Origin of the sequence: Flavobacterium lacisediminis (genome assembly GCF_025909975.1) — a bacterium.
GTDB lineage: Bacteria > Bacteroidota > Bacteroidia > Flavobacteriales > Flavobacteriaceae > Flavobacterium > Flavobacterium lacisediminis.
Genome location: NZ_JAPCIO010000003.1, coordinates 263,848 through 286,689, shown reverse-complemented (window position 1 = coordinate 286,689; position 22,842 = coordinate 263,848). Strand labels below are relative to the sequence as shown.

General features: G+C 29.0%; 24 protein-coding genes. 23 read left to right on the top strand and 1 reads right to left on the bottom strand.

The features are described from left to right. Window positions 1–3 precede the first annotated feature (3 nt). Window positions 4–1,131 (top strand): DegT/DnrJ/EryC1/StrS family aminotransferase, encoded by a 1,128-nt coding sequence (locus OJ995_RS06490; RefSeq protein ID WP_264368693.1) that lies wholly within the window; start codon window positions 4–6, stop codon window positions 1,129–1,131. Between the two features lie 6 nt (window positions 1,132–1,137). Here the strand turns inward: OJ995_RS06490 and OJ995_RS06485 are convergent, their stop codons facing one another. Further along, window positions 1,138–1,863 carry a tyrosine-protein phosphatase gene (locus tag OJ995_RS06485; RefSeq protein WP_264368692.1) on the bottom strand — a complete coding sequence of 242 codons (726 nt, stop codon included), beginning with the start codon at window positions 1,861–1,863 and terminating at the stop codon, window positions 1,138–1,140. A gap of 196 nt (window positions 1,864–2,059) precedes the next feature. Here OJ995_RS06485 and OJ995_RS06480 point away from each other — a divergent pair, with 196 nt between their 5' ends. The 22 genes from OJ995_RS06480 (at window position 2,060) to OJ995_RS06375 (ending at window position 22,840) form a co-directional block, all read left to right on the top strand. After that, window positions 2,060–2,917 carry an ABC transporter permease gene (locus tag OJ995_RS06480; RefSeq protein WP_264368691.1) on the top strand — a complete coding sequence of 286 codons (858 nt, stop codon included), beginning with the start codon at window positions 2,060–2,062 and terminating at the stop codon, window positions 2,915–2,917. 95 nt (window positions 2,918–3,012) lie between these two features. Then, complete coding sequence (locus tag OJ995_RS06475; RefSeq protein ID WP_264368690.1) at window positions 3,013–4,272, top strand: ABC transporter ATP-binding protein; 1,260 nt, start codon at window positions 3,013–3,015, stop codon at window positions 4,270–4,272. 11 nt (window positions 4,273–4,283) lie between these two features. Then, a complete protein-coding gene (locus OJ995_RS06470) occupies window positions 4,284–5,069 on the top strand; it encodes an FkbM family methyltransferase (RefSeq protein ID WP_264368689.1) in 786 nt (261 codons plus the stop codon). Then, a complete protein-coding gene (locus OJ995_RS06465) occupies window positions 5,066–6,139 on the top strand; it encodes a DegT/DnrJ/EryC1/StrS family aminotransferase (RefSeq protein WP_264368688.1) in 1,074 nt (357 codons plus the stop codon). Before OJ995_RS06470 ends, OJ995_RS06465 begins: the two co-directional genes overlap by 4 nt. A gap of 14 nt (window positions 6,140–6,153) precedes the next feature. Then, window positions 6,154–6,837, top strand: coding sequence for a WbqC family protein (locus OJ995_RS06460; RefSeq protein ID WP_264368687.1), 684 nt, complete (start codon window positions 6,154–6,156; stop codon window positions 6,835–6,837). Between the two features lie 2 nt (window positions 6,838–6,839). Continuing rightward, window positions 6,840–7,475: a class I SAM-dependent methyltransferase gene (locus OJ995_RS06455; protein WP_264368686.1), complete on the top strand. Its 636-nt coding sequence runs from the start codon at window positions 6,840–6,842 to the stop codon at window positions 7,473–7,475. A gap of 5 nt (window positions 7,476–7,480) precedes the next feature. After that, on the top strand, window positions 7,481–8,134 hold the full coding sequence (locus OJ995_RS06450; RefSeq protein WP_264368685.1) for an acetyltransferase: 654 nt from the start codon (window positions 7,481–7,483) through the stop codon (window positions 8,132–8,134). A gap of 1 nt (window position 8,135) precedes the next feature. Next, on the top strand, window positions 8,136–9,059 hold the full coding sequence (locus OJ995_RS06445; protein WP_264368684.1) for a glycoside hydrolase family protein: 924 nt from the start codon (window positions 8,136–8,138) through the stop codon (window positions 9,057–9,059). Further along, on the top strand, window positions 9,022–10,023 hold the full coding sequence (locus OJ995_RS06440) for a glycosyltransferase family 2 protein (RefSeq protein WP_264368683.1): 1,002 nt from the start codon (window positions 9,022–9,024) through the stop codon (window positions 10,021–10,023). The genes OJ995_RS06445 and OJ995_RS06440 overlap by 38 nt, the downstream gene beginning before the upstream one ends. Further along, window positions 10,014–11,006: a glycosyltransferase family 2 protein gene (locus OJ995_RS06435; protein WP_264368682.1), complete on the top strand. Its 993-nt coding sequence runs from the start codon at window positions 10,014–10,016 to the stop codon at window positions 11,004–11,006. The genes OJ995_RS06440 and OJ995_RS06435 overlap by 10 nt, the downstream gene beginning before the upstream one ends. 192 nt (window positions 11,007–11,198) lie before the next feature. Then, window positions 11,199–12,062, top strand: a complete 864-nt coding sequence (locus OJ995_RS06430; RefSeq protein WP_264368681.1) for a DUF5672 family protein — start codon at window positions 11,199–11,201, stop codon at window positions 12,060–12,062. A gap of 17 nt (window positions 12,063–12,079) precedes the next feature. After that, a complete protein-coding gene (locus OJ995_RS06425; protein WP_264368680.1) occupies window positions 12,080–12,979 on the top strand; it encodes a glycosyltransferase family 2 protein in 900 nt (299 codons plus the stop codon). Between the two features lie 128 nt (window positions 12,980–13,107). Then, on the top strand, window positions 13,108–14,031 hold the full coding sequence (locus OJ995_RS06420) for a GDP-L-fucose synthase family protein (protein ID WP_264368679.1): 924 nt from the start codon (window positions 13,108–13,110) through the stop codon (window positions 14,029–14,031). Between the two features lie 72 nt (window positions 14,032–14,103). After that, on the top strand, window positions 14,104–15,204 hold the full coding sequence (gene gmd / locus OJ995_RS06415) for a GDP-mannose 4,6-dehydratase (RefSeq protein ID WP_264368678.1): 1,101 nt from the start codon (window positions 14,104–14,106) through the stop codon (window positions 15,202–15,204). After that, on the top strand, window positions 15,158–16,027 hold the full coding sequence (locus OJ995_RS06410) for a glycosyltransferase family 2 protein (RefSeq protein WP_264368677.1): 870 nt from the start codon (window positions 15,158–15,160) through the stop codon (window positions 16,025–16,027). Before gmd ends, OJ995_RS06410 begins: the two co-directional genes overlap by 47 nt. A 73-nt stretch (window positions 16,028–16,100) precedes the next feature. Further along, window positions 16,101–17,153 (top strand): glycosyltransferase family protein, encoded by a 1,053-nt coding sequence (locus OJ995_RS06405; RefSeq protein WP_264368676.1) that lies wholly within the window; start codon window positions 16,101–16,103, stop codon window positions 17,151–17,153. Then, entirely contained in the window at window positions 17,153–18,073 is a 921-nt protein-coding gene (locus OJ995_RS06400) for a glycosyltransferase family 2 protein (RefSeq protein WP_264368675.1), read from the top strand. Before OJ995_RS06405 ends, OJ995_RS06400 begins: the two co-directional genes overlap by 1 nt. A 30-nt stretch (window positions 18,074–18,103) precedes the next feature. Continuing rightward, window positions 18,104–19,036 carry a glycosyltransferase family 2 protein gene (locus OJ995_RS06395; protein ID WP_264368674.1) on the top strand — a complete coding sequence of 311 codons (933 nt, stop codon included), beginning with the start codon at window positions 18,104–18,106 and terminating at the stop codon, window positions 19,034–19,036. Window positions 19,037–19,042: 6 nt separating this feature from the next. Beyond that, entirely contained in the window at window positions 19,043–19,936 is an 894-nt protein-coding gene (locus OJ995_RS06390) for a glycosyltransferase family 2 protein (protein ID WP_264368672.1), read from the top strand. Between the two features lie 278 nt (window positions 19,937–20,214). Next, complete coding sequence (locus OJ995_RS06385; RefSeq protein WP_264368671.1) at window positions 20,215–20,916, top strand: NAD-dependent epimerase/dehydratase family protein; 702 nt, start codon at window positions 20,215–20,217, stop codon at window positions 20,914–20,916. 3 nt (window positions 20,917–20,919) lie between these two features. Next, entirely contained in the window at window positions 20,920–21,846 is a 927-nt protein-coding gene (locus tag OJ995_RS06380) for a polysaccharide biosynthesis protein (RefSeq protein WP_264368670.1), read from the top strand. 1 nt (window position 21,847) lies between these two features. Beyond that, window positions 21,848–22,840, top strand: coding sequence for a glycosyltransferase family A protein (locus tag OJ995_RS06375; RefSeq protein ID WP_264368669.1), 993 nt, complete (start codon window positions 21,848–21,850; stop codon window positions 22,838–22,840). The last annotated feature ends 2 nt before the right edge of the window (window positions 22,841–22,842 follow it).

Below are 22,842 nucleotides of genomic sequence, written 5' to 3'. Positions count from 1 at the left end.
GTTATGAATCTAAAAAAAATCCTTTTATCGCCGCCTCATATGGGAGGAAATGAGCAAACTTATATTGCTAAGGCTTTTCAAGATAATTGGATTGTACCGGCAGGTCCTCATATTGATTTATTCGAAAGGGGTTTAGAAAATTTCTTTAAAGAGAACATTCAGGTTACCGCTTTACAATCGGGAACGGCTGCTATTCATTTAGGATTACAATTACTCGGAGTACAAAAAGATGATGAGGTTTTGTGTCAAAGCTTAACATTTGTTGCATCAGTAAATCCTGTTCTTTATCTAGGTGCTACACCAGTTTTTGTTGGGAGTGAAAAAGAGACTTGGAACATGTGTCCCATTGCATTAGAAGAAGCTATTCTAAATCGATTGAAAAATGGAATTCGACCTAAAGCTATTGCAGTTGTACATTTATACGGCATGCCTGCTAAAATGGATGAAATTATTGCGCTTTCAAAGAAATATAATATACCAATTCTAGAAGACGCAGCGGAAGCATTAGGGAGTTTTTATAACAATAAACCATGTGGAACTCTTGGCGATTTTGGAGTTTTATCTTTCAATGGAAATAAAATAATTACAACTTCAGGAGGCGGCGCTTTGATTAGTCATTCTGATGTAGATAAGAAGAAAGCAATATTTTTAGCGACACAAGCTAAAGAAGACGCCGTTCATTATGAGCATAAACAAATGGGGTATAATTACCGAATGAGTAATATCTCAGCAAGTATTGGTTTGGGACAATTGGAAGTGCTTCAAAATCACTTACAATTAAGACGCCAAAATAATACGTTCTATCAACAGCTTTTTGATACTATTTCAGAAGCTACTTTGCATCAGGAACCAAATGAAAATTTTATTTCGAATCATTGGTTAAATGTAATTCAATTAGCATCATATAGTCAAAGAGAAGCATTACGCTTACATTTAGAAAAAAATAATATCGAATCGCGACCAGTTTGGAAACCAATGCATTTACAACCTTTGTTTCAAGATAATTTGTATTTTGGAAATGATTTAACTGATAAATTATTCGATAACGGTTTGTGCTTGCCTTCGGGTTCTAATTTGTCTGAGGAAGATTTCAACCGTATTAAAGAAGCAATACGTTCGTTTTTTATATGATAAAAACTACTTGAAAAAACTATTTTTCTTCATTATTTCTGTAATTCTTTCTCCATTGTTTCCTACAATCTTACTTTGAAATGCTTTGATGTGATTTTTGTGGTGAATATCAGAACCTGTAAAATCGTACATCTCTTTTTTTAATAGATAATTTGCTATATCGGCAGCATCTTTTCCATAATATCCAACAGTTGACAAAAGGTTCAATTGAAACAAACAACCTGCCTTTTTCAATTTTTGATATTCTTTTTTATTGGAATGAAAATAAGAATAACGTTCTGGATGTGCTAAAACGACGTGATATCCAGAAAGTTGTAATTGGTAAAGAAAATCGTAAAGTTGGAAAGGAGCATTCAAATAGGATAATTCCACGAGCACAAAATTTCCTTTTAAAGTTAAAAGTTCTTTATTTTTTGCTTTAGTTATTACAGATTCGTCTAATAAATATTCAGAAGCTGCTTGAATCTCAAAAGGCAAAGCTAAGTTCGATTTTACTTTTGTAAGAGCATTCTCAATGGTTTTGGGTGTATTGTCCCACACATTATTCATGGTGTGAGGTGTTGTTGTTACTTTAGTAAATCCCAATTGTTTCATTTCTTCTAAAAGAAATTGAGTGTCATTTAAAGTTGAAGCGCCATCATCTATTCCTGGTAAAATATGAGAATGAATATCCACATATCCTGAAGGAATTAATTCAGCAAGTTTAGGTCTGCTTTTGAAAAAAGACAACATGATTAGCAATTTTGCGCAAAATTACGAATTATTTTATTGTTTGTTTTATGTTTTAAGCTGATTTTGATTTTTCAATTTGAGCTTGAATTTGATATTTAAAAAAGAGTTTATTTAATAAAGTTTGTGCTTCCACTAAAAAAGTTTAAATTTGAGCACTAGGTTTTACTTGTTAAGACTTCCCAATTAATTTGAGTTAATGAGTCAAAAAAATACTACAGCTGAACAATGGGATTCCGTAATTGAATCAAGACATTCTCTTTTTGATATTAATCTGAAAGAAATTTGGCATTACCGTGATTTGTTGGTATTGTTTGTACGTAGAGATTTTGTTACGGTTTACAAACAGACAATTTTAGGACCTTTATGGTTTTTTATTCAGCCTTTACTAACGACGATAACTTTCACCATTATCTTCGGAAATGTGGCGCAATTATCAACAGATGGAGCACCAAAAATTATTTTTTACATGGCTGGAATCACACTGTGGAACTACTTTTCTACTTGTTTAACTACTGTTTCTGGTGTTTTTAATGCCAATGCGAGCATTTTTGGTAAGGTGTATTTCCCTAGATTAATTATGCCACTAACGATAGTGATTTCCAATTTGATGAAATTTGCAGTACAGTTTTTATTGTTTGTTAGTTTTGTTGGATATTTTACTTTTCAGAATGAAATACAACCTAATAGTTGGATATTGTTAACTCCTTTCATCATTATACTAATGGCATTGATTTCCATGGGGATTGGCTTGATATTGTCTTCTATGACCACAAAATATAAAGATTTGAATCAGTTAATTGGTTTTGGAGTGCAGTTGTTTATGTATGCAACACCGGTAATTTATCCAAGTTCATCGGTTCCACAAAATTACCAATGGGTAGTAGAACTTAATCCATTGGTAGGCTTGTTTGATTATATGCGTTATGCCTATTTAGGTGTAGGAGAGTTTACAATTTCAGATTTAGTTTATCCTTCAATATTTTCAATTGTTATTTTAGCTGTTGGGGTTTTGGTGTTTAACAAGACACAGAAGACTTTTATGGATACAGTATAGGTGGTTTGAGGGTTTAAAGTTGCGGGTTTTGAATGTTGAATTTTGATTAACGGATGTTGAATTTTGATTAACGGATGTTGAATTTTGAATAAATAATGAGTAAAGTAGTAATAAAAGCAGAACATATTTCCAAGCAATATCGTCTCGGACTCGTTGGCACGGGAACCGTTAAAGACGATATGAAACGTTGGTGGTACAATTTGCGTGGTAAAGAAGACCCTTTTTTGAAAATTGGAGAAGCCAATGATAGAAGTAGCAAAGGCGAAAGCGATTATGTTTGGAGTTTGCGCGATATCAATTTTGAAATCAACCAAGGCGATTCAGTGGGGATTATTGGTCGTAATGGGGCTGGAAAATCTACTTTATTAAAAATATTAAGTCAGGTAACCCAACCTACAACGGGTAAAATTTACACCAAAGGAAGAATTGCTTCTTTGTTAGAAGTAGGAACGGGTTTTCATCCTGAGATGACTGGAAGAGAAAATATCTATTTAAACGGTGCAATCTTAGGAATGCGTAAGCACGAAATCACCCGAAAGTTGGATGAAATTATTGCTTTTTCGGGGGTAGAGCGGTATATTGATACACCTGTAAAGCGCTATTCTTCTGGTATGTACGTGCGTTTGGCTTTTGCGGTAGCAGCTCATTTAGAATCCGAGATTTTAATTGTAGATGAGGTGTTGGCAGTAGGAGATGCTGAGTTTCAAAAGAAGTGTTTGGGCAAAATGAACGCCGTAAGTAAAGGGGAAGGAAGAACGGTATTGTTTGTGAGTCATAATATGGCGGCGGTGAAGAGTTTATGTAATTCGGGCATTGTTTTAAAAAATGGAGGTATTTTATATCAAGGGTCGGCCGATATTGCAGTAGCTAATTATTTAGCAGGTGAATCTGATAGTTTGAACCATAAGAAATTTGGGAATGATTTCGATTTTGAAACACTTAAAATAAATGAAATAAGTATTAATCCTAAAGGTTTAACTTCCGATGAAATTCTTGACGAATACCATGAGTTAGAATTCCAAACGGATATTAATATTAAAACACAGCCTGAGCGATTGCATTTGACTTATGTGTTAAAAGATAGTAATGGAGAAGCGTTGTTTACATTTTCAACTTCTGGAGTTACACCACTCAGAAAAGGAAATAATCATTTGGTTTGCTCTTTTCCAAAAGGGTTTTTAAATATTGGAAATTATTACTTAGATTTATATATTATTGAAGATGCTAAAAGAGCTGTTTTTCACGAACCAGATATTATGGCTTTTACAATACAAGAAGGACCTAGGCCACTTGGTGGGTGGATGGGAAAAGAACCAGGATTTATCAAGCCTGTTTTTGAATGGGTTAATTTATAAAGAAAATTACGTTGAAAAAGATTATTAAAAAAATAGCAATTAAATTTTTTAATCCAATAGCCAAAAGGTTGGGTTATGTAAGAGGGCAGCAAATAGTTTATGCAAAAGAGGCTTTTGAAAAGAATTCACTTTTAGAAATCTTTTTTGACAATATTAAACAGATGGGATTTACTCCAAAACACATTATTGATGTAGGAGCTAATCATGGGACTTGGACTCGTGAAACATTAAAGTATTTTCCAGAGGCATATTATACATTAATAGAGCCACAAGAATGGTTAAAACCGTCTTTACAAGATATTTTAGACTCCAATTCAAAAGTTACATTTAATGCAGTTGGCGCAGGAGACAAATCAGGATCATTTATGTTTACCATAGTTAATCGAGATGATAGTTGTTCTTTTAGATATACAGAAGAAGAAGCAAAAGCTGGAGGGTTCAAACAAGTGGAAATTCCTATCGTTACATTAAACGAAATAGTGGCTAAAAATGCAACTTTACCTTTTCCTGATTTAGTTAAGATCGATGCAGAAGGTCTAGATATTAACGTATTAGAGGGCGCTTCTGATTTGATGGGAAAAACTGAGGTTTTTTTAGTTGAAGCCGCTATGTTTTGCAAAGAATTTGATAATACTTTGTTAAAAATGGTAGATTACATGGACAAAAAGGGGTATTCTTTATTTGAAATTACCGATTTAAACCGTCCGTTCCAGCCACAAGTTTTATGGTTAGTAGAATTAGCGTTCATAAAAAAAGGAGGAATTATTGACAGTTACAAAATAGATTTTGCTATATGATCAACGTAACCAAAACTTTTTTTCCTCCTATAGAAGAATACCAAGAACAATTGCAACGCATCTGGAAAAACCAATGGTTAACCAATCGCGGAGAATTGGTATTAGAATTAGAGGAAAAACTAAAAAACTACTTATCAGTTGATCATATATTAGTTACCAATAACGGTACTATTCCCATTCAAATTGCTTTAAAGTTACTTGGCAATGGAGGTGAAATTATAACCACACCTTTTAGTTATGTAGCTACTTCAGCAGCTATCGTGTGGGAAAATTGCACGCCTGTTTTTGTAGATATTCATCCAGAATACTTAACTATAGATGAAACTAAAATTGAAGCCGCTATAACTGATAAAACGACTTGTATTTTAGCTACACATGTTTTTGGTAATCCATGCCATGTGGAAGCTATAGAAGCAATTGCTCAAAAGCACTATTTAAAAGTAATCTACGATGCAGCCCATGCCTTTGGTGTAACCTGTAATGGAAAATCTATTTTTGAATATGGCGATGTAAGTACGTGTAGTTTTCACGCAACCAAATTGTTCCATACCGGTGAAGGTGGCGCTTTGTTTGCAAAAGATAAAGCTTTGCAACACCAATTGTTTTACAGCCATAATTTTGGACATGACGGACCCTTAGCGTTTCATGGTTTAGGAATTAATGGTAAAATTTCAGAGCTCCAAGCGGCAATGGGATTAGCTGTTTTCTCTCACATGGAAACTATACTATCAGAGCGTAAAAGAGTTGTAGATTTCTATAATGAAAATTTAGATTTGTCCCAAATTCAAACCTTGAAAATGAGAGCGAATACGCAATGGAACTACAGTTATTACCCTGTTGTTTTTAAAGATGAAGCTAGCTTATTGCAAGTGCAAAAGGCTTTGAATGCGGAACAGATTTTTCCAAGACGTTATTTTTATCCTTCTTTGAATACCATTAATTACATTGAAAATACAAGTATGCCTGTTTCAGAAAGTATTGCAGCAAGAACACTTTGTTTGCCTTTGTATGTTGGATTAGATGAAAATGATTTAAAACGAATTGTTTCAACTATTAATAGTGGTTTGTAATGAAAGTTTCCATAATGCAGCCTTACTTTTTTCCATACATTGGGTATTTTCAATTAATTGCGAATTCTGATGTATTCGTAATTTACGATGATGTAAATTTTATAAAAAAAGGTTGGATTAATAGAAATACTATTTTAGTGAATAATACACCCTATTTGTTTAGTATACCGCTTCAAAATGTGAGTCAGAATAAACTAATCAATGAAATATTTATCTCTGATTTAGATAAATGGAAGACAGATCTTTTAAAAACCATTAGTTTGTCCTATAAAAAAGCACCTTTTTATCAAGATGTATATCCTCTTATAGAGAAAATAATTAGCTTTGATGAATTAAATTTAGCTCTGTATATTCAGAATTCTTTACAAAACTTGTGTGAGTATTTAAACCTAAACACGAAGTTAGTAATGTCATCTGAAATTGTTAAGAATAATGACTTAAGAGGTGAGAATAAAATTATTGATATTTGCATTCAATTAGGAGCAAATCAATATATTAATGCTATTGGTGGGATTGAATTATATATACAAGATAATTTTCAAGTAAAGAATATAGATTTAAAATTTATTAAATCTGAGAATATAATATATAAGCAATTTAAAAATGAGTTTAAACCATGGTTATCAATTATTGATGTAATTATGTTTAATTCACTGGAAGATACAAGAATGTTATTGAATAAATTTGAATTAATTTAGTTATGAAAAAACCTTATAACGACATAATTTCTCACTACGAAGAATGTTTAGCGAAACATGGAGATACACATTTAGGTGTGGATTGGCCTAAGATAGAAGATGTTGACACAAGATACAAGGTCATGTTAGATATAATTAAGTTTGATGAACTAAATTTAACCTCCTCTAAATTATTGGATTTTGGATGTGGAACAGCTCATTTATTAGAGTATATAAATAAGAATCAGTATTCAGATATTAAATATTCAGGATTAGATATTTCTCAAAAATTTGTTGATGTAGCTCAAAATAAATTTCCTGATATCGATTTTTATTGTAGCGATATTCTTGAAAATGAATCTAGCATACCAACTTTCGACTACATTGTTATGAACGGCGTTTTTACAGAAAAACGAGAATTAACTTTTGATCAAATGTGGGAGTATTTCACAAAATTGTTAACATTAGTTTACGAAAAATCTTCAAAAGGTATTGCATTTAATGTGATGTCAAAAAATGTGGATTGGGAAAGAGAAGATTTGTTTCATGTATCTCATGACTTGCTAAGTGATTTTTTATGTAAAAATTTATCACGAAATTATATCATAAGAAATGATTACGGCTTGTATGAATATACAGTTTATGTTTTAAAAAAATAATCAAGATGGCAAAAGTTATTATTTTCGGAATTCAGGATTTTGCAGAATTAGCACATTATTATTTGGAAAATGATTCTGATCATGAAGTAGTAGCATTTTGTGTAAATGAAAAATATATCCCAGAAGCTAAGAATTTTAAAAATTTACCAATAGTATCTTTTGAAACTGTTGAAAAGATATATCCTCCATCAGAATATGATTTTTTTGCACCAATGTCTCCTCAGCAAATGAATAGATTGCGTGAAAAAGTATATAATGATATCAAACAAAAAGGATATAAACTCATAAGTTATATAAGTAGTAAAGCGACTACCTTTGATAATGCTATTGGTGATAATTGTTTTATTTTAGAAAATAACACGATTCAACCTTTTACATCAATAGGTAATAATGTTATTTTGTGGAGTGGAAATCATATTGGACATCATTCTGTTATAAAAAACCATGTAATGTTTACTTCACATGTTGTTTTATCTGGACATTGCGTTGTTGAAAATTATTGCACTTTAGGCGTTAATGCCACTATTAGGGATGGAATTACTCTAGCTGAAGGTACATTTGTAGCAATGGCTGCAAGTATTATTAAAAATACTGAGCCTTGGGGATTGTATAAAGGAAATCCTGCAATTAAGTCTGAAAAATCAACAAAAGAGTTATAAAATGTGGATTAAGAAAGGCAATATATATAATGTTAATGGACAATTTGATTGGAATAAAAGCCATGCACAAGTGCCTGTAGTTGATTTGTTGGAAGACAGAATTAGAGTGTATTATTCTACAAGAGATGTATCAGGTAGAAGTAATGTTTCTTACATAGAAGTTGAAAAAAATAATCCTAAAAAAATTATTTATGAACATACCGCACCATTATTTGAATTAGGTAATTTAGGATCATTTGATGACTCTGGAATAATGCCATCATCAATTATAACTGTTGGAAATAAGAAATACCTTTATTATATTGGTTGGACTACAAGAGGAACTGTTCCTTTTCAAAATGCAGTTGGATTAGCCATTAGTGATGATGGTGGTAAAGTGTTTAAAAAGCTTTCTGAAGGACCAATAATTTCAGTAAATTTTATTGAACCTTATTTCTCTGGGACTTCTTTTGTTACTTTGGAGGATGATACTTTCAAAATGTGGTATTTGTCCTGTATTAAGTGGGAGAGATTTGATGGTAAACCAGAACCAGTCTATAACATAAAATATGCAGAATCATTAGACGGTATTACTTGGAATCAAACAGGAAAAGTTGCAATTGAATTAAATGATGATGAAGGCGGATTAGTAAGCGCAGCAGTAATTAAGGAAGATGGTAAATACAAAATGTGGTTTGGAAAAAGAAAAAAATCGGATTATAGAAATAACATCACGAACAGTTATAAAATTGGTTATGCTGAATCATTAAATGGAAAGGATTGGGTTAGAAAGGACGATAAGGCCGGTATTGATATATCAAGTGAAGGTTGGGATTCTGAAATGATATCTTATCCGTATGTTTTTAAAAATGACAATAATTTAATAATGTTGTACAATGGTAATGGATTTGGAAAAACTGGATTTGGATATGCAGTCTGGGAATAAAGCGCCTCTTTTATCAATTTGGATGGTTACTTATAATCAAGAACTATACATTGAAGAGGCAATAGAATCTGTTATGATGCAAAAAACCAACTTTAATTATAAATTATACATTGGAGAGGATTTATCAAATGACAAAACTCGTGAAATTTGTATTAAACTTAAAGAAAAGTACTCAAGTAGAATTGAACTTTTTTTGAATGAAATAAATGTTGGAGGAACTCAAAATGCATTGCGGATATACAAACATTGTTTTAATAGCGGAACCAAATACGTTGCATTATTAGAAGGCGACGACTACTGGACAGATCCTTACAAACTCCAAAAACAAGTTGATTTTTTAGAAGCTAATCCAGATTATGTTTTAAGTTTTCATAAAATTAAAATTTTGAAACCCAATGGCGAGTTTGTTGAAGATTTTATAACTAAAGTTCCTGAAAACTATGAATCACAAGAAACGTTAGCGCGTTTAGGAAACTATATTCACACGCCTTCTGTGGTTTTTAGAAACATAATTAAAGAGTTTCCGCCTGAGTTTTCTTTAACTCCAATAGGCGATTATTTTATGTACATGCTATTGTCAGAACATGGTAAACTAAAGTATTTAGAGGAAGAAATGGCGGTCTACAGAGAAGGAGTTGGAATATGGAGCGCTAAAACAGAGTATTTCAGAAATTTGAAAACAGCTCAAACACATGCTTTAATTGTGAGTGCTATGTCAAAATTTCCTTTAACGACAAAAATATTAAACACAAGAATATCTAATTTTATAAAAAGGTTTAAAAATGAAATATCTCCTTCAGATTTATCACTTTTAAATACCTGTAAAGCCGTTGAAGAAGAAATTCTTTTTACTTTATTGAGAGACAAAGCTACAATAATAAATAATTCAACTATAGATGCATATACATCTAAACAACTCATAGCAATTGTTTTTAAAAGAATTAAGAAAAGGTTATGGAATTAAAAAATCCTTTAGTTACTGTAATTGTTCCAAATTACAATCATGAAAAATACCTAGAACAACGCTTAGAAAGTATTTTTAATCAAACATATTCTAATTTCGAAGTTATTTTAATGGACGATTGTAGTACTGATAATAGCTTATTAGTGCTAAACAAGTATAAAGAGCATATTAAAGTTACTTCATGTGTTTTTAATAAAGTTAATACAGGGAATACTTTTGAGCAATGGGTAAAGGGAATTAAAATAGCTAAAGGAGAGTTAATTTGGATTGCAGAAACAGACGATTATTGCGATATTTATTTCTTAGAAAAATTAGTAAAACCTTTTCAAAAGGATTCGCAAGTAGTTTTGGCTTATTGCCAATCAAATAGAGTAAATGAAAAAGGTGTAGTTACAGGAAGTTGGATTACACAAACTGATGATTTAGATAAATCGTTATTTCTTAATGATTTTATTATAGATAGTAATGAATTTATTGAAAAATACTTAATTTATAGAAATGTAATTCCTAATGCAAGTGCTGTAGTTTTTAGAAGAGAGGATGTAGACATAAATAAACATTTTGATATAGGTAGAGAATTTAGATATTGTGGTGATTGGATGTTTTATTTTAAATTGATAGTGAACAAAAAAGTTGCATTTATAAGTGATTCTTTAAATAATTTTAGATATCATCAAACTAGTGTAATTGCTAAAGCTATACAAGCAGAAAATAGAATAACTTTTATGAATATAGAATATAAATTACGTTTTGTTTTGATGCATTATTTGGAGAAAATAAAAATTTCAAATTATGATAAAATTAAAGAAAGAAATAATTTTATTAAACGTAATTTTATTATCTATGAAAAAGCGTTGTTGCTTATTCAGTCTGGGAAAAAGTTAAAAGGATATTTAATGATGTTAACAGTTTATGATGTTTATTTAAACCGTCATAATGTAAAAAAAAGAATACTTAAGAAAATAAAAAAAGTATTTACTTAACGATTAAAAAAAGATTTTATAATAATTTGTTTTACTTCTTTTTTATATGAAGTCAGTGAGTTTAATTAATTTTTATAAAATATTTAAACTAGTTTTGATAAATAAGTTTTTTAAAAAACTATAGGAGAAAAAAATATTGATTTTATCAAATTTTAATTAAAAATAAAATCAATTTAAGTGTGTTAAATCAAGATGAACAAAAAAGAAATTTGTGTTGTTATTCCAATTTATAAAGAAGCATTAAATGTTTTTGAAGTTCAATCTGTTGAACAATGTGTTAAGTTGCTTTCTGATTATTCAATACATTTCATTTGTTCTAAAAAAATAAATCTTGATTATTATAAAAATAAATTTCCAAGTATAACAAATTTTGTTTTTTTTGATGATTTTTATTTTGAAAGTTTAAATGGTTATAATAGACTGTTGTTAAGTCATCATTTTTACAAGACTTTTGAAAAATTTAAATATATGCTCATTTATCAAACAGATTGCTATGTTTTTAGAGATGAATTGTTAGATTGGGCAAAAAAAGGGTTTGATTATATAGGTGGAATATGGTTTGAAGATTATCATGGCGATCCCAATTTAGGAGCTAAATTTTGGTTTCCTGGAAATGGAGGGTTTTCATTGCGTAAAATTGATTCAATAATTAAAGTTTTTTCAACCCAAAAGTATCCTTTAAAGTCTGTGAAACAGCTAATAATAGAGAATCAAGCAAATCTAAAGTTAGGGAATAAAGCATTTTTAATAGGAATGTTTAAAATACCATTTAAGTTTTTTAGTCTAAAGAATAGTTTGAAATATTTTATAGCTAATTTTAATGCGAATGAGGATGTTTTATTCATGGAGTTGAATTTAAAATATAAAATATTGACTGCTCCAACTGTTGAATCAGTTTTAGGTTTTTGTTGGGACAGAGAGCCTTGTTTCTTATATAGTAAATTAAATGGACTTCCTTTTGGTTGCCATGCTTGGTATCGTGAAGATCATTGTTATGGCGGTAATAAAGAATTCTGGTTAAAACATATTGAAAATAATAACAATAATAATTCTTAAAGATATTAGTGATTTTGATGAAGAACTTTCCCAAAATATCAATAGTAACACCAAATTATAATGGAGGTGAATTTCTTGAAGAAACGATTCTATCCGTTTTGTCTCAAAATTATCCCAATTTAGAGTATATCATTATTGATGGAGGAAGTTCAGATAATTCAGTTGCGATTATAAAAAAATATGAAAGTCAGTTAGCTTATTGGATAAGTGAACCTGATAAAGGCCTGTATGATGCTATTCAAAAAGGATTTGATAAATCAACAGGTGAAATTATGGCGTGGTTAAATTCTGATGATTTATACCATCCAAAAGCTTTATTTATCGTGGCTGAACTTTTTAATTTTAAAGATGTTAATTGGATTCAAGGTATTCCATCAACTTTTGATGAAATGGGAAGAACAGTAGCGGTAAGCGATTTTAAAAGATGGTCTAAATTAGATTATTATTTAGGTAATTTTGAATGGATTCAGCAAGAATCCACTTTTTGGAGACGTTCTTTGTGGGAGACTTCGGGTAGTAAATTAGCAACTGATTTAAAATATGCTGGTGATTTAGAATTATGGCTTCGTTTTTTTAGATATGAGAAATTATTTGTTACTCAAGCGCTTTTAGGAGGCTTTAGACAACGATCTAAAAATCAGTTATCGTTAGATTTTTTAGATTTATATATAAAAGAAGCACAAGCAAAAATTCAGGAAGAAGTTGAAAATAATATTCCAATTGAAGAAAAGAAACTAATACAAGAGATAAAAAAATATAATACTTTAGTTAAGGAAGTGAAATTTGTTTTTGTAAAGAAAATTATAAATAATTTTTTCTATTCAAAAATGATTCAAAAGAAGAAAAGGTATTTTAATTATCCGCCTATGATATTTTTTGATAGGGTAAAACAAGAATTTTTTATAAAAGGTTTATAATGTTTTTCTTTTTTGATTGTATCAATATTCTAAATAAATAGAGTGCAATTAAAGTAATAATATAAAAAGCCTAGATAGTAAAAAAATAACCACTAATTTCGTATATTTTTACGATGTAATAATGAACAATGGAAATTAATTCGAAGATTTATATAGCAGGTCATAATGGGATGGTAGGAAGTGCTATTCACAGAAATCTGTTAAGCAAAGGTTTTTGTAATATAGTAACACGTTCTTCAGCTGAACTTGATTTGCGAAACACTACCGATGTCGCTACTTTTTTTGCACAAGAACAGCCAGAATATGTGTTTCTAGCTGCTGCAAAAGTGGGCGGTATTCACGCGAATAATATTTATAGAGCAGAATTTTTATATGACAATTTGATGATTCAAAATAATATTATTCATCAAAGTTACTTACATAATGTAAAAAAGCTATTGTTTTTAGGTTCAAGTTGTATTTATCCAAAGTTGGCCCCTCAACCTTTGAAAGAGGAATATTTGTTAACAGGAGAATTAGAGCCAACTAATGAGCCTTATGCTATTGCTAAAATAGCAGGAATAAAAATGTGTGATGCATACAGAAGTCAATACAATTGTAATTTTATATCTGCTATGCCAACTAATTTATATGGACCTAACGATAATTATGATTTACAAAATTCACATGTCTTACCAGCGATGTTGAGAAAATTCCACGAAGCCAAAGTTAATGGTGAATCGAAAGTGGTTTTGTGGGGAGATGGCTCTCCAAAAAGGGAGTTTTTACATGTAGATGATTTAGCAGAAGCTTGTTTTTTTCTTATCAGCAAGTATGAAGAATCAGGCCATATTAATGTAGGTACAGGTGTTGATTTACCAATAAAAGATTTGTCTTTATTAGTCAAAAAATGTGTTGGCTATGAAGGTGAAGTAGTATGGGACTCTGAAAAGCCAAATGGTACTCCAAGAAAGTTAATGGATGTTTCTAAAATAAATAAAATGGGTTGGAATGCATCAATATCATTAGAAGAAGGGGTTTTAAAAGTATATAAAGAAAAATTTTTATCTTAAATTACAAATTATAAGTATGTTTACAACTTGTTAGTAAGAGATAAATATTAGAAGATAAATTAAAGATAACTAATGAAGAAAAGAGCTTTAGTAACGGGAATTACAGGTCAAGACGGATCGTATTTGGCTGAGTTATTATTAGAAAAAGGATATGAGGTTCATGGTGTTAAAAGAAGAGCGTCATCTTTTAACACGCAACGAATTGACCATTTATATATGGACTTACACGAAAAAAATGTCAATTTTAAATTGCATTATGGTGATTTAACAGATTCTACTAATATAATTAGAATAATTCAGGAAGTTCAACCTGACGAGATTTACAATTTGGGTGCAATGTCTCATGTAAAAGTTAGTTTTGATTCTCCAGAATACGTGGCAAATGTTGACGGTATCGGAACGCTAAGAATTTTAGAAGCGATTAGAATTTTAGGGTTAACCCACAAGACTAGAATTTATCAAGCTTCTACTTCAGAACTTTACGGATTAGTGCAAGAAGTACCTCAGTCGGAAACCACACCTTTTTATCCTCGTTCTCCTTATGGAGTAGCAAAAATTTATGGTTTTTGGATTACTAAAAATTATAGGGAAGCGTACAATATGTTTGCATGCAATGGAATTTTATTCAATCATGAATCTCCTAGAAGAGGTGAAACATTTGTTACCAGAAAAATTACTATGGCTGTAGCCCGAATTGCTTTAAAAAAACAAGATTGTTTATATTTAGGTAATCTGAATGCACAACGCGATTGGGGACATGCAAAAGATTATGTAGAAGCAATGTGGTTAATGTTACAACAAGATAAACCCGAAGATTTTGTAATTGCAACCGGTAAAACAACTTATGTCCGAGATTTTGTTTCTATGGCATTTGCTGAATGTGGAATTGAATTAAATTTTTCAGGTGAAAATGAAAATGAAGTAGGAACTGTAGTTGCTTGTAATAATCCTCAATATCAATTGCCAATTGGTAAAGTAGTGGTAAAAGTGGATCCTAAATATTATAGACCTACTGAGGTAGATTTGTTAATTGGAAATCCAACTAAAGCCAATACTGTATTAAATTGGAAACCTAAATATGATTTAGCTGGCTTAGTTAAAGAAATGATAGTGTCAGATTTAGAAATTGAAAAAAAATCAAACAATGCCCATTTTATCGATAATAACTATTAATTACAATAACCTTGATGGACTAAAGAAAACTTTAGAAAGTGTTATAAATCAAACTTGGAAAGAGTTTGAGTACATAGTTATTGATGGTGGCTCGATTGATGGTAGCGCTGATTATATAGAAAGTCAAAGTAAATACATAGATTACTGGGTTAGTGAACCAGATAAAGGTATTTATAATGCAATGAATAAAGGTATCAATGCAGCAAATGGAGAATATTTGCTTTTTTTGAATAGTGGTGATCATTTTTATAATAGTCAAGTTTTGGAACAATATCATTCTTTTGCAAATGAGTATGATATGGTTTTTTTTGACGAATATAGAGTGGGAGATAATATTTCAGGAGTAGTTAAATTTCCTGCTGAAATAGATTTTTCACATATGTATACAAGCTCATTATCTCATTCCAATACCTACATTAAAAAAAGTGTTTTTGATGTTGTTGGACTTTATGATGAAAGCTTGAAAATAGTATCTGATTGGAAATTTTGCATTTTAGCATTATTTAAATATAATTGTAGTTATTTAAAAGTAGATGGTTTTCTATCCGTTTTTTATTTAGATGGAATTAGTTTTTTACAAGATAATTCAAAGGAAAGGAATCAAGTGTTGAATGAATACTTTAAACCTTTTTTGAATGATTATAAAGAATTGGTTTCAAATAGACTCGAACTGAATAAAAATAGAAGCTTATTGAATTCCAACAGGTTTAAAATGCTTAAAGAAATAGAAGAAACCAGATTAGGAAAAAAATGGGTTTCACTTTTCTTTAGAGTTTATATCGTATTGTTTTCTAAGAAAAAACTCAAAGAAGTATTAAAGTAAGAATGATTTTTGAGTAATTATATAATTTTAATTTATCAATGTAATTTCTATCAAGAAGTATTAGTTGAATTGTATGAAAGTATTTATACCACATAAAAAAGATAGGAATGTTTATTTTGATGAGATAATTAATTTTTCAAAAAACGAATTTGTTTTTGGGCAATATAATGAGTTTGATACAAGTTGTGATATTGTAAATATTCAATTCCCCGAGGCAATTTTTGATTTTAAAATGCCAACTCAAAATCAATTAACTGAACTTGAGTTTGAAATTAAAAAGTGGAAAGAAAATGCTAAGATTATTTTAATATTAAATGATGATAAATCGCATTATGATGAAGATAATAAATTTGGATATTTATTTGAATTAATATACAAATATGTTGATGGTGTAATTCATTTAGGTCAATTTTCATTAGAAAACAATAAAAAGTTTTTTTCTAAAAATAGCCAGCATACTGTTATTTATCATCCACTATATGAGAGTTTACGTAACAATTTTATTACTAAAAATATAGAAGAAAAAATTGCTTTAAATTTTGATGGAAAATTTATAGTAGTAGTAATTGGAGCAATTAGGTCAAAAGAAGAAGTTAAGCTAATTCTTGAAGTTTTTAAAAAAATTCCAAATAAAAACAAATTGTTAGTTGTACCTAACATGTTTCCATTTTGGCAATTGCCATCTTTTTTGCCATACAGAACAAGAAAAATATATAAGTGGCTAATGATGTTCTTATATTGTTTTCCAATTAAGAAAGAACAGTATTTTTTTGGATATAATTTTATCGAATATCCTTACATGATCGATTTAGTTAAAAAGTCTTCCTTAATTGTTATTCCAAGATTAAGAAATTTAAATTCAGGAAATTTGTTTTTAGGACTTACATTTGATAAGCCCATGGTAATCCCTAAAATAGGTAATTTGACAGAAGTTGCTAATAGTTTTAGTTTTCCCGTCTTAGATTTAAAAACTAGAAACTATAAAGATGTAATTAAAGAAATAACCAGTGATAAAATAACTAGTTATTTTAATTCAAGTGAATATTTAGAAATCAAAAACAGATTTCATCCTGAAAGGATTGCAAGTGAATATGATTTGTTTTTTAATAAAATAATGAAAGAGTAATGAGTGTATTAGTTTCTATTATAATTCCTTGTTATAACCAGGCCAAGTACTTAAATGAAACACTTGAGTCAGTTTGTAAACAGACCCATACAAATTGGGAATGTATAATAGTTGATGATGGTAGTAGCGATGATTCGGCAACAATAATATCAGGTTTCACAAAAAAAGATCCGAGATTTATTTATATTTATAAAGATAATGGTGGGGTAAGTAGTGCAAGAAATTTAGGAATTGAAAAGGCTAAAGGCAAATATTTGCAATTTTTAGATGCCGATGATCTTTTAAATGATTTTAAAATTGAAGCATCATTAAATGAACTTTTGACTTCGGAAAATAAAGGTTTAGAGATAGTTATCTCAAATTTTGAAATGATTTCAAATGATTCAAAGAAAATTTTCCCTCCTTTTTGCGAATTAGATAAGCGTTTTTTTTCAGTTCAAGGATTTTTGACAGAATGGAATGTTTCTTTTTCTATTCAAATGCAATGTGGTTTTTTTGAAGCATCATTATTTGAAGCAATTCGATTCCCTGAAAATCTATCAGCTCAAGAGGATTGGGTGGTATGGGTTCAATTATTTAAGAAACAAGATAAATTTATTTTTATTAACAAACCATTGGCTTATTACAGAATGAATCCAGAAGGCAGAATGATGACTATTGGTATTGATGATAACCAATTAAAAGTTGTTGATTGTTTCAAGAGTATATTAACGCATGAGGAATTCTATATTTTCAGTTCAAATTTAATATCTAGGTATTACACATCAGATATTAAATATAGAAATCGTTTAAATGAAATTAAGAAATCTAATAGTTATTTAACTGGACTTATCGTGAAAAAGTTTTTTAAAACTATTGGAATTTTAAAATTTTCTAAATTTATTTTTGAAAAAGCTATTCGTCGTTTGCTTTCTAGATGAAATAAAATTTAATAAATATAATATTCTTCAATGACACAAGTCTCAATAATAGTTCCAAGTTATAATCACGGTCAATTTTTGATGGATCGTTTAACAACCATTGCCAATCAGACTTATAAAGATTGGGAAGCAATTATTATTGATGATAAATCAACTGATAATAGTGTAGAAATTATTACAAAATTTATTGAAGATAATCCAAGTTTTAAAGTCAAATATTTTATTGTAAATGAAATCAATTCTGGGAGTGGTTATAATTCATGGAGAAAAGGATTAGAGCTTGTTGAAACCGAATATGTATGGATAGCTGAAACAGATGATTATTCAGATCCATCCTTTTTAGAGGAATCCGTTAGTATGTTGGATAAAAACAGTTCATTGCCTTTAGTTTTTTGTACTAGTAATTATGTTGATCAAGAATGTAATTATTTGTACGATAGTAGGAAAAGAACATCACTATTAAATATTCCAAATGACTCATTCGGCATAGTGTCAAATGACATTGTAATTAACAGTTTTCCTTTCAATCCTTTAATAACTAATGGTAGTAGTGTTGTGTTTCGTAGACCCAAAATTGCTATTCCAGACGAGACATTTAATTACAGACAAATGTCAGATTTGTTTTTTTGGACATGGCTTATTCAAAAAAAGGATATTATTTTTTTAAATAAAAAGTTAAATAATTTCAGACGCCATCCAGAATCAACCACAACTAAAATTAGTTTTTCAAAAAGAGAATTATTGTTTGAAGAGTATCTGGGTTATCTAAACATGTATCCAGATGAATCTAAGATTAATGTTTTTATTGAAAAGTATATAAATGAAGTTTGGTGGCTTAAATTTAAAAAAGGGAAGATTTCATTGACACAAATTATAAATCTTAAAGGGTTTGGTTTTTTAAGAATACGTTTAAAATTCATAAAATATTTGTTTAGATTTATTTTTTCTAAATTTAATTTATAAAAAAAAATGCAAAATCTTTTGGTAAGCATAATTATTCCTACATACAATAGGACTCAATATTTAAAGTTAACTTTAGATAGTATAAAAAATCAAAATTTTAAAGATTACGAGGTTATTGTTATAGATGATGGAACCCCTGGAGATGATAATTTATTGCTATGTGAAAAATACGAAAAGGTAGCATATGTTAAAATTCCAAATAGTGGAGGACCCTCAAAGCCTAGAAATATTGGAATTAGTAAAGCTGTAGGGAAATACATAGCATTTGTTGATGATGATGATATTTGGTTGCCTAATAAATTAGAGAAACAAGTCCAAATATTAGAACAAAACCCAGAATTTGGTTTGGTTCATGGTTGTTGTGAAGTAATTAATAATGAAGGAATTTTACAAGGTAAAATAGTTGGCCGTCCCGGAAAACCAGAAGTTAAGCATGGTGATGTTAAAATGAGAATGATAGGTAATTGGACTGTAATGATGCCTACATCTTTTGTGAGAAAAGAAGTAGTAGATAAAGTAGGGTATTTTAATGAAGAAATGCCTGCAGCTGGAGAAGATGTAGAATTTTGGACTCGTTGTTCTTTTGAAACTAAATTTTATTATTTAGACAACCCAATGGTTTATTATAGAATTCATAATGAAAATATATCTTCGCAAACAAAAGAGTACATAAATTTACCATTATATTTGAAAAATGTTATAGATTTTTATCATAAAACAAATAGATTAAGTAGTGATGATTATAGTCTGTTAAAAAACAAACTTTGTTTTATGCAATTGAAAGAATTAAATAAAACTACTTTTATTCTGGTTATTTTAAATGTTTTTAAAATTTCTAATATCTGGTTTTTAAATAAGAACAATGTGAAAATTTTTTTAAAAAGACTTTTAAAACATTAATTATAAGATAATAGTGCACTTTCATATTATAGAAGTTACATTATTTATTAGATTTGTATAAGAACTATATTTTAATTTTTAATTACACCTTGTTTGTGTGATTTTTTATAGTTCAAATGGTTTTAATTTATAAAATGGTGACGAAAAAAATATACAACATTAATTCTATTTTAAAATATAGTATCTATTGCCTATTGTAATGTTTAATTAAAATAGACTTTTAATTTCTAATAAGAGCTTTAAATGACTAAAATAAAAAAAAATCTTCAATTTGTAATATGAAAATAGCTATTACAGGAGAAAAAGGATTCGTTGGGATTCATTTAATGAATTATTTTAGACATATTCTAAAATATGAAGTAATTGAACTTGGTCGAGATTATTTGTCTAAGCTTTCTGATTTAAAAGAATTGGATTGGTTAATTCATGGTGCCTTTTTGCATAGAAGTTCTGATCCAAATGAAATTTTAGAAGAAAATCGTAAGTTAGCAATAGCTACTATAGATGGTTTGAAAAATATTGAAAATAAGGTCAATGTAGTCTTTTTATCTTCTATACAAGAAGATTTAGAAACACCATATGGTATTGCTAAACGAGAATCTAAAGAATTGTTTAAAAGATATTGTTTAGAAGTGGATAGTAATTTTGTTAGCTATAAGTTGCCTAATATATTCGGAAGATATGCTAAACCTTATAAAACATCATTTGTTGCTACTTTTTGCTATAATATACATAATGATCTAGAAATACAGCATAATAAGAATTTAGTAAAATTGAATTATATTGACAATGTTGTGGCTATAATAGGTACATTAGAACAAAATGAGATTACATATACAGAAATTTCAGTTGAAGAAGTGTATTTGAAATTAGTTGAATTTAGAAATGCAGTTAATTTAAATAAGTTTCCTGTGATAAATAACGAATTAGAATTACATTTGTTTCAAACATATTTAGATTATACAAATTATAAAATTTAAGAAGTGAGATTATTTATAACAGGAGGTGCAGGCTACTTAGGAAGAGAAATTGTTAAACGTTTTTATGATGAAGCTGAAATTACTATTTACAGCAGAGATGAGGCGAAACATTATTATTTAAAAAAACAGTTTCCTAAAATTAGGTGTGTAATTGGAGATGTTGCCGATTTCAAATTAATGAATAAAGCAGCTAAAGGGCATGATTATGGGATTTTTGCCGCTTCCTTAAAACAAATAGAAGCAGTAGATCAAAATGTCGATGTAGCAATAAGAACTATCATAAACGGAGCAATTAATTCAAGAAATGTAGCAGAAGAAAATAATTTCAAAGCGGCATGTTTTATTTCTTCAGATAAAAGTAGAGCTGCTACAACCTTATATGGTTCAATGAAGTTCATTGGAGGGGAAGCTTTTATTGTAAATGCAGAAAACTCGAATGTAAAATTAACTACTGCAATTTATGGAAATGTTTTAAATTCAACCGGAAGTATTATTCCGTTAATTTTAGACTCAATACAAAATAAGTATGAGTTAAAATTATATTCAAAAGAAATGACTCGTTTCATGATTGATGTGGAAGAAGCAGTAACCTTAATTAAAAATTCTTTTGAGTTTACAGGATTTAATATCATTCCGAATATTCCAAGTTTTAAGGTGAAAGATTTGTTTGAAATATACCAGGAAGAGTTTGGATTGAAATATACAGAAGGAGTACCTAGAATTTCTGAAAAAATCCATGAAATTATGATTTCTAGAGAAGAAGTTCCTAGAACCTATCTAGATAAAAAAACAAATTTATATATGATGCATTATCATAATATTTATGATAATTCAAGTGTAGAATTTAATGAATTCTCAAGTGAGAATGTTGTTGTTTCTAAAGAGAATCTTTATAAAAAATTAAAAGAGAATAATTTTTATATAAAATAAAATGCGAATAGGTTTTAATCCAAATTCAAATAAGATTATAAATATAAATGAAGCTTCACATAGGGTTATAATTCCTATATATATACCTAATAATGAAGGTTATTTTAAAGATTCTTTTAATGTTTTAAAAGTTTGTATTGAATCTCTATTGTCGACAATAAATAAAGATACAGTAATTTCATTAATTTCAAATGGATGTTCGGAGGAAGTAAATAATTATTTGAATGACTTATATTTTAAAGGTAAAATCGATAGGGTAATTTTTAACAAAGATAATGTTGGGAAAATGAATGCTATCATAACTGAAACAAGAGCAAGTTTTGAAGAATTTATTACATATTCTGATGCGGATGTTTTTTTTGATAAAGGATGGCTTTTTCAAACCTTTCAAATGTTTAAAAATATACCCCAGGCAGGTTTTGTCTCTATGAATCCAACGCCAAATAATTATTCTCATGCCGACGCTACTATTGTTTCTAATTTTTGGCAAGTTATTTTTAATAAAAAACAAGTAAATGAAGTATGTTCATTCGAAGATTTGGAGCATTTTCATAGAAGTATAGGGAGGGATTTAGTATTTACAAATAAAATGTTTGAAGATAAAATCTTATGCGTTAAAAGTGATGAAAATTATATTATTGGAGCAGGTCATTTTTGTTGTACAATTCGAAAATCACCAACATTAAAGTATGTGCCAAAAGAAAAAACATATATAGGTGCTTCAGGAGGTACAGAAGCAATTTATTTAGATATTCCTTTTGACAAATCAGGCTTATGGAGATTATCTTCTCCTAAAGCATATGTTTGGCATATGGGCAATATTTTAGAGAAGGAATGGGCTGAGACAAAATTAAAAACAATTTTAAATTTTAAAGAGTCTGAATTTTCATTTCACGACATAAATATTAAGAATAAAAAGAAATTAGTTGATTTTATACCATATTTTTTTAAATCTAAAGTTGCCTCATTGCTAAAAAAGTTTTTTGTTAAATAATG